The organism is Streptomyces roseochromogenus subsp. oscitans DS 12.976 (assembly GCF_000497445.1).
Taxonomy (GTDB): domain Bacteria; phylum Actinomycetota; class Actinomycetes; order Streptomycetales; family Streptomycetaceae; genus Streptomyces; species Streptomyces oscitans.
In genome coordinates, this window is record NZ_CM002285.1 from 8,843,426 (window position 1) to 8,861,106 (window position 17,681).

The window sequence follows — 17,681 nt, forward strand, 5'->3', positions numbered from 1 at the left end:
CGGGTGTCTTGGCGAGGATCTCGGAGACGGGGTAGCGGGATTCGCGGCGTACGGCCATGAAGATGCGTGGCATGACCGGGAAGTGGAAGGCCATGTGGCACTCGTCGCCGCCGGAGGAGTAGTCGCCGAAGTAGTCGACCACGTCCTCCGGCCACTGGTTGGCCTCGGCCAGCAGCACCGTGTCCGGGTACATCGCGTCGATCTCACGGCGGACCCGCTTGAGGAAGGCGTGCGTGGCGGGCAGGTTCTCGCAGTTGGTGCCCTCTTCCGCGTAGAGATAGGGGACCGCGTCGAGCCGGTAGCCGTCGATGCCGAGATCCAGCCAGAAGCGCAGCGCCGCCAGGATCTCCTCCTGCACGGCCGGGTTCTCGTAGTTGAGGTCCGGCTGGTGGGAGAAGAAGCGGTGGAAGTAGTACTGGCCGCGGACCGGGTCGAAGGTCCAGTTGGAGGCCTCGGTGTCGACGAAGATGATCCGCGCGTCCTCGTACTGCCTGTCGTCGTCGGCCCACATGTAATAGTCCCCGTACGGGCCGTCGGGGTTCCTGCGGGACTCCTGGAACCACGGGTGCTGGTCGCTGGTGTGGTTCATGACGAAGTCGATGATCACGCGCATGCCGCGCTGGTGGGCAGCGTCCACGAACTCCACGAAGTCGGCGAGGTCACCGAACTCCGGTAGTACGGCAGTGTAGTCGGAGACGTCGTAACCGCCGTCCCTGAGCGGGGACTTGAAGAACGGCGGCAGCCACAGGCAGTCCACGCCGAGCCACTGCAGATAGTCCAGCTTGGCGGTCAGACCCTTCAGGTCGCCGATGCCGTCGCCGTCGCTGTCCTGGAAGGAGCGGACCAGGACCTCGTAGAAGACGGCGCGTTTGAACCACTCCGGGTCCCGGTCCTTGACGGGAGTGTCCTCGAACGTGTCCAGTACGGGTTCGTTGACGGTCATGACGCTGCGGGCCCTCCGATCCGGGGCGTCGATCGCCCGACGTGGAGTACGTGCGCCGGCGCGCTGCCGGGCGTCAGACGCACGTAGTTGGTCCTGCCCCAGTGGTACGTCTCGCCCGTCAGTTCATCGTGTACCGACAGGGCGGCGTGCCAGTCCAGGCCGAGTTGCGGCATGTCCAACGAGACCGTGGCCTCCTGGGTGTGGTGCGGGTCGAGGTTGACGACCACGATGACCGTGTCCGCGCCCGTGCTCTTGCTGTAGGCGAGCACGGAGTCGTTGTCGGTCTGGTGGAAGCGGAGGTTCCGCAGGCGCTGTAGCGCGGGGTGCTCACGCCGGATGGTGTTGAGCTTGGTGACGAGCGGTGCGATGGTACGGCCCTCGCGGGCGGCGGCTTCCCAGTCACGCCTTCTGAGCTGGTACTTCTCCGAGTCGAGGTATTCCTCGCTGCCCTCTCGCAGCGGGGTGTTCTCACACAGTTCGTAGCCGCTGTAGATGCCCCAGGCGGGGGAGAGGGTCGCGGCGAGCACGGCACGCACCTCGAAGGCGGGCCGGCCGCCGTGCTGGAGGTAGGCGTGCAGGATGTCCGGGGTGTTGGCGAAGAAGTTCGGCCGCATGTAGGCCGCCGCCTCGCCCGCCAACTCGCTGGCGTAGTCGGTGAGTTCCCGCTTGCTGTTGCGCCAGGTGAAATAGGTGTACGACTGCTGGAAACCGATCTGGGCCAGAGTGTGCATCATCGCCGGGCGGGTGAACGCCTCGGCCAGGAAGATCACGTCCGGGTCCGGGCCGTTGACCTCGGCGATGACCCGCTCCCAGAAGACGACCGGCTTGGTGTGCGGATTGTCGACCCGGAAGATCCGCACCCCGTGACCCATCCAGTGCCGCAGGACGCGTACCGTCTCGGCGACCAGCCCTTCCAGGTCCGCGTCGAAGGCGACCGGATAGATGTCCTGGTACTTCTTCGGCGGGTTCTCGGCGTAGGCGATCGTGCCGTCGGGCCGGTGGTGGAACCACTCGGGGTGCTTGTGCACCCAGGGATGGTCGGGCGAGCACTGCAACGCGAAGTCGAGGGCTACTTCCAGCCCGAGTGCGCGGGCCTCGCCGACGAAGAAGTCGAAGTCCTCGATCGTGCCGAGGCCGGGGTGGACGCTGTCGTGGCCGCCCTCGGGGGAGCCGATCGCCCAGGGCACGCCGACGTCGTCCGGGCCGGCGGTGAGCGTGTTGTTACGGCCCTTGCGGAAGGTCGTGCCGATCGGGTGGACGGGCGGGAGGTAGACCACGTCGAAGCCCATGTCCGCGATGGGCTTCAGCCGGCGCGCGGCCGTACGGAACGTGCCGTGCGGCTGCTCGGCGGTGCCCTCCGAACGCGGGAAGAACTCGTACCAGGAGCCGTACAGGGCGCGTTCACGCTCCACCAGCAGCGGCATCGGATCGGACGCGGTCACCAAATCCCGCAGCGGGTGCCGGGCCAGCAACGCGTCCACCTCGGGTGACAGGGCTGCCTTCATGCGCTCGTGCACCGGCAGGGAGTCGTCGCCGAGAGCCTGCGCCGCGGCGAGGACCAGGCTTCGCTCCGGGCCCTTCGGCACCCCGGCGGCCGCACGCTCGTACAGCCCGGCGCCCTCCTCCAGCACCACCCCGATGTCGATCCCGGCCGGCACCTTGATCGCGGCGGTGTGCCACCAGGTCGCCAGTGGATGGCTCCAGGCCTCCACCCTAAAGGTCCAGCGGCCCGTCGCGTCCGGGGTGATCTCCGCGCCCCACAGGTCGCTGCCGGGGGACAGCTCACGCATCGGCGTCCACGGGCCGCGGCGGCCCTTCGGATCGCGCAGGACCACATTGGCGCCCACGGCGTCGTGCCCCTCGCGGAACACGGTGGCCGTCACCCGGATGGTCTCCCCGGCCACCGCCTTCGCCGGGCGCCTGCCGCACTCCACGGCCGGCCGGACGTCACGTACCGGTACACGGCCGATGGCCGGGGTCCTGCGCATGTATTTCACCTCCGCCGTGCGCGAAGCCGGGCACCCTGCCCGGCTTCGCGATCCGAGAGGGGCCGACCGACGCCGGCCCGAGGGGAACGCCTTGTACGGTGCCAGCTCAGGGGCTTGGCGCCGTGGAACGCCGCTCCGATGGCGGCGCCCTTCTGGCCGACCTGCGTGACCGCGGCCGTCCGTCCTGCTCACGCAGGTAGCTGACCAGAGTGGTGCGCAGATAGCGCTCGGCGGCTTCCGCGGCCTCGCGGGCGCAGCGTTTGCCCATCAGCACGCACAGCGTGTAGCCCGAGTCCTCGAAGGTGACCCGGACCGTGCGGTCGTGGGGCGAGGCGAGCATCACGCGCTCCCACGCCCGGTAACGCCGCAACGCCCGGGCCACTTCGGCCTTGGCGGGTAGCAGCATTGCCCTCTTCACCTTCCACGCTCTCGACTGGGCGCGTTCCCGACGGTCGGGTGGTGTCCGCGCGCGGGAGGGCACGGCACCGTTACGGCGATCGAGGCTTTCACTTATGGTGCACGGACGACGACGCAGCGTCTTGTTGGATCTTCAACGACGAGTGACGGCGAGAAGTGGTGCCTGATGCTCGTGTTGCACGAATGGCGTAGCGGCCGCACCGTAGAGGTGACTCAGACGCGATCAGCGCTCACGCTAAGTGTCCGGAATGTCTTCCGGACAGGCTTCCGGGATCCCTCCCGGACGGGCGAGGGGAGCGAGAGCTTCGCCGGTGAGGAGCAAGCGACGATGAAGACCGCAGTGCCCTGCTACTTCCACATCGACGTGGAAGTCAGCCCGGAACGGGTGGGACAGGTCAGCCGCATCCTGGCCGCCCACCTTCGCTACTGGGACCTCGAGAACCTCGCGGTCCCCGTCTGCAGTGGCGCCGAACTGCTGCTGCGGGCGATCGACCAGCACGCCACCGACAAGCACACGTCGATCGAGCTGTGGTGGAACGGCCAGCACCTCATCACCGCCTTCGGGGACGACGACCCGGATCTGCGCCCCGACCAGGAACTGCGTGACTGTCTCGCCGACATCGCCGCCATGAGCGACGGCTGGGGCTGCTGCGCCTCGGACAAGGGCAGCAAGATCATCTGGTTCTCGCAGCGCGCCCGTGCCGGCGAGCGCGTCCCGCTGGTGCCGACCGCCCCCGCGCCCACGCTGCGGCAGGGCCTGAAGGTGCCGCGCGAGCTGCCGGTGGCGGTGCTGACCGCTCCGGCGGCAGCGGTGGACGAGGCGTTTGCCGCGGCGGCTGCTCTTCCGGACGACGCGTTTGCGGTGCCGGCCGCGGTTCTGGATGAGGTGTTTGCGGTGCCGGCCGCGGTTCTGGGCGAGATGTTCGCCGCGGAGGCCGCGGTTCTGGAAGAGGAGTTCGCCGCGCCTGCCGCTGTTCCAGGCCGGGCGCTCGCCGCGTCGGCGGCTGTTCCGGGCGGTGCCCCGGAAGGCAGCCGGTGACCGCCCGTTCCCCTCGGAAAGGGCTGCCCGTGTGGAGCGGGCAGCCCTACCCATTGGGCGCCGCGTTCGACGGACAGGGCACGAACTTCGCCGTGTTCAGCGAGGTGGCCGAACGGGTCGAGCTGATCCTCGTCGACGACGCGGGCACCGCGACGCCCGTTCGGCTGCACGAGGTCGACGGATTCGTCTGGCACGCCTATCTGCCCGGCATCGCGCCGGGCCAGCGCTACGGCTACCGGGTGTACGGCCCCTGGCAGCCCTCGCTCGGCCACCGGTGCAATCCGGCGAAGCTGCTGCTCGACCCGTACGCCCGGGCCGTGGACGGCCAGATCGACAACCACGCCTCGCTGTACGAGCGCTCCCCGGACGGCCCCGCCCCCGCCGACAGTGCCGGGCACTCCATGCTGGGCGTGGTCACCGACCCGTACTTCGACTGGGGCGACGACCGCCCGCCCCGGACGCCGTACTCGGACTCGGTGATCTACGAGGCCCACGTACGCGGCCTGACCCGCACCCACCCCGACGTCCCCGAGCGGCTGCGCGGCACCTACGCCGGCCTCGCGCACCCTGCCGTCATCGAGCATCTGACCTCGCTCGGAGTGACCGCGGTGGAGCTGATGCCGGTGCACCAGTTCGTGCAGGACGGGGTGCTCCAGGACCGGGGCCTGTCCAACTACTGGGGCTACAACACCATCGGCTTCTTCGCCCCGCACAACGCCTACGCTGCCTTCGGCACCCTCGGCCAGCAGGTCAACGAGTTCAAGGCCATGGTGAAGGCGCTGCACGCGGCCGGTCTCGAGGTGATCCTCGACGTGGTCTACAACCACACCGCCGAGGGCAGCGAGCGGGGCCCGACCCTGTCCTTCCGGGGCATCGACAACGCCTCCTACTACCGGCTGGTGGACGGCGACTGGGCGCACTACTACGACACCACGGGCACCGGCAACAGCCTGCTGATGCGGCATCCATACGTACTCCAGCTCATCATGGACTCGCTGCGGTACTGGGTCACCGAGATGCACGTCGACGGCTTCCGCTTCGACCTCGCGGCCACGCTGGCCCGGCAGTTCCACGAGGTGGACCGGCTGTCGGCGTTCTTCGACCTGATCCAGCAGGACCCGGTGATCAGCCGCGTCAAGCTCATCGCCGAACCCTGGGACGTGGGGGAGGGCGGCTACCAGGTGGGCAACTTCCCGCCGCTGTGGTCGGAGTGGAACGGCAAGTACCGGGACGCCGTACGGGACTTCTGGCGGGCCGAGCCGGGCTCGCTCGGCGAGTTCGCCTCCCGGCTGACCGGCTCCTCCGACCTCTACCAGCACAGCCGGCGCAGGCCGCGGGCGAGCGTCAACTTCGTCACCGCGCACGACGGTTTCACGCTGCGCGACCTGGTGTCGTACAACGACAAGCACAACGCGGCCAACGGCGAGGACAACCGGGACGGCGAGTGCCACAACCGGTCCTGGAACTGCGGGACGGAGGGCGACACCAAGGACCCGGCCGTCCTCGAACTGCGCGCCCGCCAGCAGCGCAACCTGCTGGCCACGCTGCTGCTGTCGCAGGGCATCCCCATGCTCTGTCACGGCGACGAACTCGGCCGCACCCAGCGGGGCAACAACAACGCCTACTGCCAGGACAACGTGATCTCCTGGATCGACTGGGAACTGACGGACGAGCAGCGGTCGTTGAAGGATTTCACCCGGCACGTGATCGCACTGCGCTCCGCGCACCCGGTGCTGCGCCGGCGCCGCTTCTTCCGCGGCGAGACCGCGACCAACGCCGCACAGCCGCTGCCCGACCTGATGTGGCTCAGGCCCGACGCCCGCGAGATGGCCCGCCGGGACTGGCAGCGCGGTGACGCGCACTCGGTGGGCGCGTTCCTCAACGGCGACGCCATCGCCGAACGCGACGCCTACGGGCGCCGGATGACCGACGACTCCTTCCTCCTCCTCGTCAACGGCTACTGGGAGCCGGTCGACTTCCGCCTCCCCGACGCCTCCTTCGGCGAGCGCTGGACGACCCTGATCGATACCGCCGACCCGGACGGTGTCCCGGACGAACGCGAACGCAAGGCCGGCACGAGGGTTCGCGCGGAGGCCCGCAGTCTCATCCTGCTGTCACGACCGTCGCGGGCGGCGAGCTGAGTACCTGTCTGTCTGCGGGTGACACCGACGCTCCCCCACACTCGGCAGGGGGCTGGTCCGTGCCCCTGCTCAGCGAGCCCGGCGTGCCGTCACAGTGAACTGCGCGCCGTCCGGATCACGAAGGATCGCCTCGTCCTCCTCCTCGCTCAGCACACTGCCCCCGTGCTTCTCGGCCGTGCGGGCGCAGCCCAGGACGTCCGCGACGGCGAAGTGGATCTGCCAGTGCGGCCGTACGGAGGGATCCGGTGCCGACTCCACCGCGCCCGAGTCGATCCGGGCAACGATGTCGCCCTCGCTGCGCAGCACCACCTCGCCGCCCTCGTACTCCACCTCGCAGCAGCCCGGCTTCCCGGACGCCCAGTCGAGGATCTCGCCGTAGAACAGCGCGGCGTCGAAGGCGTCGCGCGTGTGCAGCCGGATGAAGGTCGGCGACGCCCGCCGCCAGGCCTCCCAGTTGCCGACCAGTTCCCCCTGCCAGATGCCGAAGGTGGCCCCGTCCCGGTCGGCGAGCAGCGCGGCCCGGCCCGGCGGGAAGGACAGCGGCCCGACGGCCGCCGTACCGCCGCGCTCGCGGGCCCGGGCCACCGCCACATCGGCGTCCGGCACGGCGAAGTACGGCGTCCACGCCACCGCCATCTGCCACATGGCGGCGACGGCGGCGATCCCCGCCACCGGCACCCCGTCCGCCAGCGCTATGCGGAAGTGCTCGCCGAGCTTGGCGCCGCGCCAGCGCCAGCCGAGCACGGCCGTGTAGAAGTCCTGGGTGGCCTGGAGGTCACGGCTGGTCAGGCTCACCCAGCACGGCGCGCCGAAGACGGAGTGCGTGGAGACGACGTCTCGCTTGCGCGGTCCACCGCCGGCGGAGGCGTTGTGGTTCATATGAGTCGCGTCCTGCTCTCGGGGCCGGGCGGCCACCGGTCTGGCACCAGTGTCCAACCGGAAGGGGGTCGGATGCCTGTCGAGGACCACCGGTGGCATCGGCGCAGGCCGCCGAGGACGATGGGGGCATGGGAGCGAGTGAGCCCGAACGGATCTCCGAGCTGCAGGCGCAAGTGGACCAGTTGAAGGAGGCCGTGGCCTCTCATGCGGTCGTCGACCAGGCGATCGGGATGATGGTGGCCCTGGGCCGAGTGACCCCGGACGAGGGCTGGGAGGTGCTGAAGGAAGTCTCCCAGCACACCAACATCAAGCTGCGCAACATCGCCGAGCTGATCCTCATCTGGGGTCGCCGCGGCGACATCCCGCCTGAGGTCAGCGCCGCCCTGGAAGACGCCCTGGACCGGTACGGCCCCACACAGGTGCCGGGCGCCCCGGAAGCGTGAGCCGCGGCCGGGGAGCTTGGCGGGGCCGACCGCGCTGCTGGGTCCGGCGGGGACGGAGGGGGCCGGCGGGGGCCGGAGCGTTCAGTGGACCTCGGCGAGCAGTTCCTCGCGCAGCCGGTCGAAGCAACCGGTGAGCAGCCGGGAGACGTGCATCTGCGATATGCCGAGCTGCTGGGCGATCGTGCTCTGTGTCATCCCGCCGAAGAACCGCAGGTAGAGGATGGTGCGCTCGCGTTCCGGCAGCGCCGCGAGACACGGCCTGACAGCGGCCCGGTCGACCACGAGGTCGTAACCGGGGTCGGGACCGCCGAGCGAGTCCCCGAGGGCGTAGCCGTCGCTGCCGGCCACCTCGGCGTCCAGGGACAGCGCGGAGAAGCATTCCAGCGCCTCCATGCCGGTGCGCACCTCGTCCTCGGTGAGCCGCGTGTGGGCGGCGATCTCCGCCACGGTGGGCGGGCGCCCCGGGGTGTTCTGGGCCAGTTCCTTCGCGGCGGAGCGGACCCGGTTGCGCAGGTCCTGCACCCGGCGGGGCACGTGCAGGGTCCACATGTGGTCGCGGAAGTGGCGCTTGATCTCACCGGTGACGGTGGGTACGGCGTACGCCTCGAAGGCGCGGCCGCGCTCCGGGTCGTAGTGGTCGACGGCCTTGACCAGACCGAGGGCGGCCACCTGGTACAGGTCCTCCAGGGCCTCCCCGCGGCCGCGGAACCGCACGGCGATCCGCTCGGCCATGGGCAGCCACAGTCGGACCAGTTCATCCCGCAGCTCCCGCCGCTCCGGGCCGTCGGGCAGCCTTGCGAGCAGCTCGAAGGACTCTTCGGTGTCGGGGGCGTCGTCGTGCGGGTGGGCTTTTGTGCTGCCGGTGACACGCATGGTGCGCACCTCTCTCAACAGGTGCTGGATGAACAGACACCGTGGGAGGTGCGCTCGGACCAGGTACGGGCATTGGGACGACCGAGGGGGCCGGCTCCCACGGGCGTGCCTCCGGTCCGAAGCACTGCTGTGCGCATTCCCGCTAACGGATATCACCAAACAAATGGGTGAAATAGGGACGCGGTCTGGCTGTTCTTGACCTGCTGTTGACGGGCATTAATCTCTGTAGCAGAGGTAATCTTCTTATGTGGAACCCGAAACAGCGCGGCAAGCGGTAGCGGTGTCCGAGACCCTCCCGGAAGAGCTGGCGGACACGCTGGTGCGCATCCAGCGGCTGATCCGGCGGCGGCTGCGCGGCGGGATGACCCTGCCCCGCCTGCGCGGTGCCGAGGTGGAACTGCTGCGGCTGGTCGAGGCCCGGCCCGGCATCGGCATCTCGGACGCGGCGAGGGCGCTGCACCTTGCGAGCAACTCCGTGTCGACCCTGGTCAACCAGCTCGTCCGGGACGGTTTCCTGCTCCGCGAGACCGACCCCGCCGACCGGCGCGCCGCGCGGCTGCGGCTGACCGAAGCCGCCGAGAAGCGGCTCGGCGACTGGCGGCGACGCCGGGCCGAACTGGTCGTCCGGCATGTGTCCCTGCTCGACGAGGCCGACCAGGAGGCCCTGCGCGCGGCCCTGCCGGCCCTGCGCAAGCTGGCCGCCGGCCTGCACGAGGAGGCCGAAGACGGATGACGGAGGCCCACGAGCATGCGGAGGTCCAGACACCGTGACGGAGGTCCAGACACCATGACGAGGGACACCGCCGACACCCCGGGCAACACCGCCGGCACCACCGACAGTCCCGGCACACGCCCAGACATCACCTCGACCGCCGACACATCCGCCGGTGCCGCAGACGCCGCCTCGACTGCCGCCGTCTCCGCCGTGCCCGCAGACGCCGCCCCGACTCCCGCCGTCTCCGCCGAAGCCGTGGGCACGGCCGACACCGCCGACTCCGCCGGCGTCTCCGCCGCATCCCTCGGCACCGCCGATGCGGTCGGCGCCTCCGCCGAGGCCGTCCGCTGTGCCCAGCTCGTCTACGCCTTCGGGGACACCCATGCCGTCGACGGCCTCGACCTCGACGTGCGCGAGGGTGAGGTGTTCGGGCTGCTCGGGCCGAACGGGGCCGGCAAGACCACCGCCATCCGCTGCATCACCACCCTTCTGCCCGTCCCCACCGGCACGGTCCGCGTCTTCGGGCACGATGCCGCCAGGGAGCGCATGGCGGTGCGCCGGCTGCTCGGCTACGTCCCGCAGCAGCTGTCCGCCGACAGCGGGCTCACCGGCCGGGAGAACGTCGCCCTGTTCGCCCGTGTCTTCGACGTGCCCCGCCGCGAGCGCGCCGCACGGGTCGCCCAGGCGCTGGCCGCCGTCGATCTCGCCGACGCCGCCGACCGGCTCGCCGGCACCTACTCCGGCGGCATGGTCCGCCGCCTCGAACTCGCCCAGGCCCTGGTCAGCGCCCCCCGGCTGCTGATCCTGGACGAGCCCACCATCGGCCTGGACCCGATCGCCCGCACCGGCGTCTGGAAGCACATCAACGCCGTCCGCGCGGCCACCGGCATGACCGTCCTCGTCACCACCCACTACATGGACGAGGCCGACCAGTACTGCGACCGCATCGGCCTGATGCATCGCGGCCGTATCCGCGCCCTCGGCACCCCCGTCGAGCTGCGCCGTGGCCTGGCCGAACGCCAGGGCGCCGACACCCTTCCCACGCTGGAGGACGTCTTCCGCGACGTCGCCGGCAGCGGCCTCGGCGACAACTCCGGAGGAGGTTTCCGCGATGTCCGCAGCACCCGCCGCACGGCGCGCCGCGTCGGCTGACCGCACCCCCGGCAGCGGCACCGATCTGCTGCTCAGCCCGCCCGTCCCGCGCGCCGGCTGGCGGCTGCTGCCCGCCCGGGTCGTCGCCATGTGCGCGGTCGAGCTGCAGAAGCTGCGGCACGACCGGACCGAGCTGTACACTCGCGCGGTCCAGCCCGCCCTGTGGCTGCTGATCTTCGGCCAGACCTTCACCCGGATCCGGGCGATACCCACCGGCGGTGTCCCGTACATCGACTTCATGGCGCCCGGCATCATCGCCCAGTCGGCGATGTTCATCGCGATCTTCTACGGCATCCAGATCATCTGGGAACGTGACGCGGGCATCCTGAACAAGCTCCTCGTCACCCCGACCCCGCGCTCCGCACTGATCACCGGCAAGGCGTTCGCCGCCGGGGTGAAGTCGCTGATCCAGGCGATCGTCGTCATCGTCATCGCCGCCGTGCTCGGCGTGGCCCTCACCTGGAACCCGCTGAAGCTGCTCGGCGTCGCCGTCGCCGTGGTCCTCGCCTCCGCCTTCTTCTCCTGCCTGTCCATGACCATCGCGGGCATCGTCCTCAGCCGCGACCGGCTGATGGGCTTCGGACAGGCGATCACCATGCCGCTGTTCTTCGGCTCCAACGCCCTGTACCCCGTCTCGGTGATGCCGGGCTGGCTGCAGGCCGTCAGCAAGGTCAACCCGCTGAGCTACCAAGTCGACGCCCTGCGTGGCCTGCTGCTCGGCACGCCCGCGCATCTCGGCACCGACTTCGCCGTGCTGCTGGTGGCCGCCGCGCTCGGCATCACCGCGGCCTCCTCACTGCTCGGCCGCCTGGCCCGCTGATCTTGCCTCGGACGTGATGTGCGGCACGCGCGCGTACCCCGCCGGAAGCGCCGTGCACGCATCCTTCCTGGGCAGCGCTTGATCAGCGATCAAAGCGGGCGAACCCCCTGGCCATAGCGCATTCTGCTCATTTGACAGTGCGCTCGGCGCACAGATAGACAGCAGCTCTCGAAGGTCGAGAGGGGCATTGTGTACGAGCCGAACGTGGTCGGGGACTGGCACGAGTACGACGAGCATGCCGGTCTGCGGGTCCGCGTCCACCGTCTGGAGGCCGCCGAGCCGCCGCGCGGACGCGATGACGCCGCGGTCGGCCTGACGTACTTCAGTGTCCGGGTGACGGTCGAGAACCGCGGCGCGCAGCACTACGGCATCCACCTGGAGGACGGCCAGATCGACGTCCGGGTCGGCCCCGACGGAGAGGGCGCGTTCATCGACTGGCGCAACTCCCAGTTCATCGAGGGCTTCGACGTCTACCCGCTGCGCCGGGCCACCGCCGTGGTCTACGCCGCCGCCCCCGAGGCCGCCCTGACCCACGTGGATGTGCAGGTGCAGCTGCGGGTGGAGGAGGAGTGGGCCGACCGCCGGCTGTGGACGGGCGGCATCGGCGTCCTGGAGGCGACCCCGGCGACGGCTCCCACGGCCGCCGGGCAGGGCAGCCTCGCCCACCAGGTCAGCGCCTTCCTGCGGGACCAGACGGAGCCCGGCCCCGCCTGACGCGGTCGTACGGCGCACGCGCCGCGGCTGCGCGCCGTACAACCGGTGCCGTACAACCGGTTCTGGGCCGCCGTACGCGGCCCAGTGCGTCAGTGCGGGATGCCGTCGATGATCTCCCGGGCGCCCTGTCGCAGCAGTGCCACCGCGACCGAGGTGCCGAGGGTGGCCGGGTCGAGCCGGCCCGCCCACTCGTGGGCGTTCAGCCGGGTCTTGCCGTCCGGGGTGAACACACAGGCCCGCAGGGACAGTTCCCCGCCGCCGTCCACGCGCGCGTAGCCGGCGATGGGGCTGTTGCAGTGCCCCTGCAGCACATGCAGGAACATCCGTTCGGCCGTCGCCTCGCGATAGGTGTCCGGGTGGCCGAGCCCGCTGACGGTGTCGATCAGCTCGGTGTCGTCCTCACGGCACTGCAGGGCGAGGATGCCCGCGCCGATCGGCGGCATCATCGTCTCCGTCGACAGCACCTCGCTGATCACGTCCGTCCGGCCGATCCGCTCCAGCCCCGCCACCGCCAGCAGCAGCGCGTCCGCCTCGCCCTCGGCCAGCTTCTGCAGCCGGCGGTTGGCGTTGCCGCGGAACGGCACGCAGTCCAGGTGCGGGTGCGTGGCGGCCAGTTGGGCCACCCGGCGTACCGAGGAGGTGCCGATCCGGGTGCCGGCCGGCAGTTCGTCCAGGGTGAGGCCGTCCGGGTGCACCAGGGCGTCACGGATGTCGTCCCGCTTCAGGAACGCGGCGAACACCGTCCCGGCGGGCAGCGGCCGGTCGGCGGGCACGTCCTTGACGCAGTGCACCGCGAGATCGGCCTTCCCGGCCAGCAGGGCCGCGTCCACCTCCTTGGTGAACGCCCCCTTGCCCTCGACCTTGGCCAGATCGCCGAGCCACTTGTCGCCGGTGGTCTTCACCGGAACCACCTCGGTGCGCACACCTGGGTGCAGTACGGCCAACTCGGCGCGGACCCGCTCGACTTGGGCCAGGGCCATGGGGGAGTCACGGGAGACGATTCGGATCAGTTCGGGAACCGGCATGCGCACACGATAGACCCCGTCGCCGGAGCCGGGCTCGACGGCCCGGGCTCACCCGAGGCCCTCGGGCAGGTCGGCCGCCGACTCCTCCGGTGCCAGATCCGGGCGCAGCCGCAGCCAGGACGGCTGACGCAGCAGTCCGGCCCGGGTACGGGTGCTGTAGCTGACCTCTCCCACCAGCCGGGGCAGCACCCAGCGGGCGTCCGGGATCCGGGGTGCCGGGTCGAAGGGGCACCGGTCGCTCGCGGCGGCCGCCAGCAGCCGGGCCAGTTCGGCCCGCTCCGCCTCGCTCCAGCCGGTGCCCACGCCGCCGACGTACCGCAGCTTGCCACGCGCGTCGCGCTGACCGACCAGAACAGCGCCGGGCAGCCCGCTCAGCCGCCCCCTGCCCGGCAGCCAGCCGCCGACCACTACGTCCTCGGCACGCATGTTCCGGATCTTGATCCAGGCGCGGGAGCGCACACCGGGCTCGTACACCGAGTCCAGGCGCTTGCACACCAGGCCCTCCAGTCCGTGCTCCCTGGTCGCGGCGAGCGCCTCGGCGCCGTGCCCGGTCACGGCACCCGGTGTCGACCAGTACGGCCCGGCCAGGCCCAGCTCTGTCAGCCGGGCCCGCCGCCGTACGTACGGCAGCCGTAGCAGGGACTCCTCCAGGTACGGCACGTCGAACAGCACCAGGTGCACCGGCACCCGGGCGGCCCGGCGCGCCGCCTGTGCCGGGGCGTGCGCGAGGCCCATCCGGCTCTGCAGCAACTGGAAGTCGGCCCGGCCCTGTTCGTCCAGGGCCAGCACCTCACCGTCCAGCACGGCGGGCGTGGTGCCCAGCGCGCCCGCGAGCGGCCCCAGTTCGGGATAGGCCGCGGTGATGTCCTCGCCCGAGCGGGCGCGCAGCAGCACGCTGCCGTCGCCGGGGAGATAGGCCATCACCCGCTGGCCGTCCTGCTTGGTCTCGTACGCCCACCGCTCGTCCTGTGCGGCGGGCGGCAGGGTGCCGGGAGTGGCGAGCATCGGCGCGATGAGCGGCAGGGGTACGGCGGTCACGGCTGAAGATCTCGACCGCGTCCGGCACCCTCACGCACCATCGGCCACGGGTTCCCCTGAACGGGCCCGCACCGCCGGCGCGTGGTGCGTTCGGCCGCGCCCGGCGGCCGGCTTCGCACGCCGAGCGGCCCGCACGGGCTCCCGTCGCGGAGGCGGGCGGGCGTCCGAACGTCCGGGGCGGTGATGAGGGGGTGGCGGGTCCAAGGCCGTCGTAGCGGCGGGGGCGCCGCCCGGAGTGGGCCAGGGCCGTCGTACCGGCGGGCCCGCCCGGAGCGGGTCACGGGCGGCGCCCAGGACACCAGCAGCAGGCGGCGCTTGCCGAACATGTCGCCGAGCCGGCCCGCCACCGGAGTGGCGACGGCGGCGGCCAGCAGGGTGGCGGTGACCGCCCAGGCGGCGTCGGACGCCGAGGCGTGCAGACAGGAGGGCAGCTCCGGGATGATCGGGATCACCGGGGTCTGCATCAGTGACACGGTGATCGCGGCCAGGGCCGGCACCGCGACCACGGCACCCGGCCGTGACGGAACGGATCTGCCGGCCTCGGTGGGCCGGGCGGAGGCGTCGGACTGAGAGGGAAGCCTTTCGAAGATCGCCTTTCGAGGCATATGTTGGCGGCCCGAAACGGCGCCGAGTGCGGGGCCTGCCCTGGCCGGGGCGGGCGCGCACCATAGGCTTCTCCGGTTGGACCTCGCCGCCCGGTCGAGGGCCCGGGGCCGTGTGCGGGACGGACCGCCCCGAGGTGGTGCACAGTCCCGGAGCGGTGGTGAGCATGGCGCGCAGGACGGCGCGGGCCGAGCAGGTGAGCGTGACGCGGGAGGCGATCCTGACCGCGGCGGAGCGGCTGTTCGCCGAACACGGCGTGTACGCCGTCTCCAACCGCCAGGTCAGCGAGGCCGCCGGCCAGGGCAACAACGCGGCGGTCGGCTACCACTTCGGCACCAAGGCCGACCTGGTCCGCGCGGTGGCCCGCCGGCACGCCGAGCGCATCGAGGTGCTCAGGGAGCGGGCCCTGGTCGCGGCCGGCGACTCCACCGACGTACGCGACTGGGTCGACTGCCTGGTCCGCCCGGTCACCGAGCATCTCGCCGGGCTCGGCAGCCCCACCTGGTACGCCCGGTTCTGCGCCCAGGTCATGACCGACCCGGTGCTGCGCGAGATCATGGTCGAGGAGTCCATGGTCTCGCCCGCGCTGCGGCAGGCCGTCGAGGGGCTGAACCGCACGCTCCCGGAGCTGCCGCCCGAGGTCCGTGCCGAACGTGGCCAGATGGTCCGCCTGTTGATCCTGCACACCTGCGCCGAGCGGGAACGGGCCCTCGCCGAGGGTGCCCCGACCGCGCGTGCCACCTGGGCGGAGGCGGCCGACGGCCTCGCGGACGCGGTCCTGGGCCTGTGGCTGGCCCCGGTCGGTCCGGCTCGCTGAGCGCCCGCGCCCGTACGACCCGCCCGCATGACCAGCCCATCCGGTCCGCCGGTACGGCCCAGTGGCATTGCTTGGGTCCACCCATCGGTGCGTCGGGAGGGAGCCGGTGGGATGGCTGTCGCAACGTCAGGCCCCCTCGCACCGGCACCCGTTGGCCTCACAAAGCCGCGTCGGCAGACACCTGGCCGCGCATCCCACAGGCGTAGCCCTCCATCGACGTAGCCCTTCATCCCCAGATGCCAGGAAAAGCCGTGAGACGTTCTCTCACGGCGGTCGCCGCCGTCGCGGCCACCACGCTGACCGCGCTGCTCGGCACGGGCCCGGCCGCGCACGCGGACCGAGCGGGGAGACGGCCGGCCGGGCACGGCCCGGTCGTGCCCGGCACCTGCTCCACCGGCGACACGCCTCGTGAACCCGCGCTGTACGAACGTAGTGTGACGGAACATCAGGTGCGGATCGTTGCGATGCTGGCCGCGTTCGCGGCGACCACCGCCCCGATCCCCGCCCACTCCGGTACGCCCAGACCCTGTCCGAGGACCGCCCAGCCGACCACGGCCGCGAGCACCGGGTTGACGCTCATGAACAGACCGAAGGTCTGGGCCGGCACCGTGCGCAGGGTGAGCAGATCGGCCAGGTAGGGCACGGCCGACGACAGCACACCCGCCGCCACCGCGCACAGCACGGCTCCGGCCGTCGGCGGATGCCGTACGGCGACGAGGATCCCGATCGGCAGGAAGGTCACCGCGGAGGCACACGCGGCCGCCGCCGACCCCTGCGCACCCGGGATGCGCCGCCCGACGATCCGGTTGAGCAGGATGTACGAGGCCCAGCAGCAGGCGGCCGCCAGGGCCAGCCCCATCCCCAGGTAGTCGGTGGACGGCTGAGGGCGCATCAGCACGACGACTCCGGCTGCCGCCAGCACGGCGCACCCGGCGTCCAGCCGGCGCCGCGAGCTGGCCAGCGCGATGCTCAGCGGGCCCAGGAACTCCAGAGTCACCGCCAGTCCCAGGCCGATCCGGTCGATCGCGCTGTACAGGGTCAGGTTCATGGTGCCGAAGACCCCGGCGAGCAGCAGCACCGGCCACCACTGCCGCCAGGTGAAGTCGCTCAGGCGCGGCCGGCCGACGGCCACGAGGACCAGCGCGGCGACGTACTGGCGTATCGCCACCACCCCGAGCGGACCGAGGACCGGAAAGGCCAGCGAGCCGATCGCCGCGCCGGTCTGGTTGGAGAGGCCGCTGCCGAACATGGTCGCCACGCCGGCCAGCCGTCCCGGTGCGGGGGCGCGGACCGCGGGGGACACCGTCACGTCGGGAGAGGGGAGAGCGCGTCGCATGACAGGAGCGTCCGCTCGCCCGCGGCTTGCACAAAATGCATGCAGCACACGATCTATACGCTGGACGCATGGATGAGGTCGAACTGCGGCAGCTGCGCTGTCTCGTCGCCATCGTCGACGAGGGCACCTTCACCGACGCGGCGATCGCCCTGGGAGTGTCCCAGGCGGCCGTGTCCCGCACCCTGGCCGGGCTCGAACGGGCCCTGGGCGTAAGGCTGTTGCGGCGGACCTCGCGCGAGGTGACCCCGACGGCGACCGGGCTGCGGGTGGTGGCGCAGGCCCGGCGGGTGCTGGCGGACGTCGCCGCCCTGGTCCAGGAGGCCACTTCGGGGCACACCCGGCTGCGGATCGGCTACGCGTGGTCGGCGGTCGGCCGTCACACCGTCGCCTTCCAGCGGCGCTGGACCGCCGCGCACCCCGGGATCGATCTGCATCTCGTCCGCGTCAACACGGCGTCCGCCGGTCTCGGCGAAGGCGCCTGCGATCTCGCGGTGGTGCGCCGGCCGCTGGAGGACCGGCGGTTCGATACGGCCATCGTGGGCCTGGAGCGGCGCCTGTGCGCGCTGGCCGCCGACGATCCGCTGGCCCGGCGCCGCTCCGTACGGCTCGCCGATCTCACCGGCCGGATCCTCCTGGTCGACCGGCGCACTGGCACCACCACCCCCGAGCTGTGGCCGCCGGACACCCGCCCCGCCGTCGAGGAGACGCATGACGTCGACGACTGGCTCACCGTCATCG

Annotated in this window: 15 protein-coding genes and 3 pseudogenes; 9 read left to right on the forward strand and 9 right to left on the reverse strand. The window is 71.5% G+C overall.

Features of this window, described 5'->3' with window-relative positions; genetic code table 11:
* The 3 genes and pseudogenes from M878_RS000000100630 to M878_RS87980 all read right to left on the reverse strand — a co-directional run.
* Positions 1-943, reverse strand: a pseudogene (locus M878_RS000000100630) (alpha-amylase family glycosyl hydrolase); the annotation flags it as partial.
* On the reverse strand, positions 940-2,931 hold the full coding sequence (locus M878_RS87975) for an alpha-1,4-glucan--maltose-1-phosphate maltosyltransferase (RefSeq protein ID WP_023553111.1): 1,992 nt from the start codon (positions 2,929-2,931) through the stop codon (positions 940-942). The gene M878_RS87975 and the pseudogene M878_RS000000100630, both read right to left, overlap by 4 nt.
* Positions 2,932-3,037: 106 nt before the next feature.
* The gene (locus M878_RS87980) at positions 3,038-3,337 is read right to left on the reverse strand and encodes a DUF5133 domain-containing protein (protein WP_023553112.1); all 300 of its coding nucleotides are present in this window, start codon (positions 3,335-3,337) and stop codon (positions 3,038-3,040) included.
* 339 nt (positions 3,338-3,676) lie between these two features.
* On the opposite strand from M878_RS87980, the pseudogene M878_RS49950 reads away from it, so the two are divergent.
* Both M878_RS49950 and glgX read left to right on the forward strand, forming a co-directional pair.
* Positions 3,677-4,168: pseudogene (locus M878_RS49950) on the forward strand (pep a2); the annotation flags it as partial.
* 215 nt (positions 4,169-4,383) lie between these two features.
* On the forward strand, positions 4,384-6,528 hold the full coding sequence (gene glgX / locus M878_RS87985) for a glycogen debranching protein GlgX (protein WP_031227032.1): 2,145 nt from the start codon (positions 4,384-4,386) through the stop codon (positions 6,526-6,528).
* A 69-nt stretch (positions 6,529-6,597) separates the two neighbouring features.
* Here the strand turns inward: glgX and M878_RS87990 are convergent, their stop codons facing one another.
* Entirely contained in the window at positions 6,598-7,407 is an 810-nt protein-coding gene (locus M878_RS87990; protein WP_023553115.1) for a VOC family protein, read from the reverse strand.
* Between the two features lie 128 nt (positions 7,408-7,535).
* On the opposite strand from M878_RS87990, the gene M878_RS87995 reads away from it, so the two are divergent.
* A complete protein-coding gene (locus M878_RS87995) occupies positions 7,536-7,850 on the forward strand; it encodes an ANTAR domain-containing protein (protein WP_023553116.1) in 315 nt (104 codons plus the stop codon).
* A gap of 81 nt (positions 7,851-7,931) precedes the next feature.
* On the opposite strand, the gene M878_RS88000 is transcribed toward M878_RS87995, so the two are convergent.
* Positions 7,932-8,723: an RNA polymerase sigma factor SigF gene (locus tag M878_RS88000; RefSeq protein ID WP_031227034.1), complete on the reverse strand. Its 792-nt coding sequence runs from the start codon at positions 8,721-8,723 to the stop codon at positions 7,932-7,934.
* A 280-nt stretch (positions 8,724-9,003) separates the two neighbouring features.
* Here M878_RS88000 and M878_RS88005 point away from each other — a divergent pair, with 280 nt between their 5' ends.
* From M878_RS88005 to M878_RS88015, 4 genes are all read left to right on the forward strand, one after another.
* Positions 9,004-9,456, forward strand: a complete 453-nt coding sequence (locus M878_RS88005) for a MarR family winged helix-turn-helix transcriptional regulator (RefSeq protein WP_023553118.1) — start codon at positions 9,004-9,006, stop codon at positions 9,454-9,456.
* 237 nt (positions 9,457-9,693) lie between these two features.
* Entirely contained in the window at positions 9,694-10,590 is an 897-nt protein-coding gene (locus tag M878_RS49955; RefSeq protein ID WP_051430340.1) for an ABC transporter ATP-binding protein, read from the forward strand.
* A complete protein-coding gene (locus tag M878_RS88010) occupies positions 10,550-11,410 on the forward strand; it encodes an ABC transporter permease (protein WP_023553120.1) in 861 nt (286 codons plus the stop codon). The genes M878_RS49955 and M878_RS88010 overlap by 41 nt, the downstream gene beginning before the upstream one ends.
* A gap of 189 nt (positions 11,411-11,599) precedes the next feature.
* Positions 11,600-12,124, forward strand: a complete 525-nt coding sequence (locus M878_RS88015; protein ID WP_023553121.1) for a hypothetical protein — start codon at positions 11,600-11,602, stop codon at positions 12,122-12,124.
* Positions 12,125-12,213: 89 nt separating this feature from the next.
* Here M878_RS88015 and hemC read toward each other — a convergent pair whose 3' ends face one another.
* The 3 genes and pseudogenes from hemC to M878_RS000000100635 form a co-directional block, all read right to left on the reverse strand.
* The gene (gene hemC, locus M878_RS88020) at positions 12,214-13,155 is read right to left on the reverse strand and encodes a hydroxymethylbilane synthase (RefSeq protein ID WP_209445593.1); all 942 of its coding nucleotides are present in this window, start codon (positions 13,153-13,155) and stop codon (positions 12,214-12,216) included.
* Positions 13,156-13,197: 42 nt separating this feature from the next.
* A complete protein-coding gene (locus tag M878_RS88025) occupies positions 13,198-14,154 on the reverse strand; it encodes an ATP-dependent DNA ligase (protein WP_031227038.1) in 957 nt (318 codons plus the stop codon).
* A 326-nt stretch (positions 14,155-14,480) separates the two neighbouring features.
* Positions 14,481-14,792: pseudogene (locus tag M878_RS000000100635) on the reverse strand (MFS transporter); the annotation flags it as partial.
* 164 nt (positions 14,793-14,956) lie between these two features.
* Between M878_RS000000100635 and M878_RS88035 the strand changes: the two are divergent.
* On the forward strand, positions 14,957-15,607 hold the full coding sequence (locus tag M878_RS88035) for a TetR/AcrR family transcriptional regulator (protein WP_023553125.1): 651 nt from the start codon (positions 14,957-14,959) through the stop codon (positions 15,605-15,607).
* Between the two features lie 445 nt (positions 15,608-16,052).
* Here M878_RS88035 and M878_RS88040 read toward each other — a convergent pair whose 3' ends face one another.
* Positions 16,053-16,865, reverse strand: a complete 813-nt coding sequence (locus M878_RS88040; protein ID WP_031227039.1) for an EamA family transporter — start codon at positions 16,863-16,865, stop codon at positions 16,053-16,055.
* A gap of 146 nt (positions 16,866-17,011) precedes the next feature.
* On the opposite strand from M878_RS88040, the gene M878_RS88045 reads away from it, so the two are divergent.
* On the forward strand, positions 17,012-17,681 hold a 670-nt coding region (locus tag M878_RS88045), incomplete at its 3' end, for a LysR family transcriptional regulator (protein WP_023553127.1).

What these genes read in the sequence shown, in the direction of transcription:
- M878_RS88010 (WP_023553120.1), top strand. Translation starts at nt 10,550, where the DNA reads ATGTCCGCAGCACCCGCCGCACGGCGCGCCGCGTCGGCTGACCGCACC.
- M878_RS87975 (WP_023553111.1), bottom strand. Translation starts at nt 2,931, where the DNA reads ATGCGCAGGACCCCGGCCATCGGCCGTGTACCGGTACGTGACGTCCGG.
- M878_RS87980 (WP_023553112.1), bottom strand. Translation starts at nt 3,337, where the DNA reads ATGCTGCTACCCGCCAAGGCCGAAGTGGCCCGGGCGTTGCGGCGTTAC.
- M878_RS87995 (WP_023553116.1), top strand. Translation starts at nt 7,536, where the DNA reads ATGGGAGCGAGTGAGCCCGAACGGATCTCCGAGCTGCAGGCGCAAGTG.
- M878_RS88025 (WP_031227038.1), bottom strand. Translation starts at nt 14,154, where the DNA reads ATGCTCGCCACTCCCGGCACCCTGCCGCCCGCCGCACAGGACGAGCGG.
- M878_RS87990 (WP_023553115.1), bottom strand. Translation starts at nt 7,407, where the DNA reads ATGAACCACAACGCCTCCGCCGGCGGTGGACCGCGCAAGCGAGACGTC.
- M878_RS88000 (WP_031227034.1), bottom strand. Translation starts at nt 8,723, where the DNA reads ATGCGTGTCACCGGCAGCACAAAAGCCCACCCGCACGACGACGCCCCC.
- M878_RS88035 (WP_023553125.1), top strand. Translation starts at nt 14,957, where the DNA reads ATGGCGCGCAGGACGGCGCGGGCCGAGCAGGTGAGCGTGACGCGGGAG.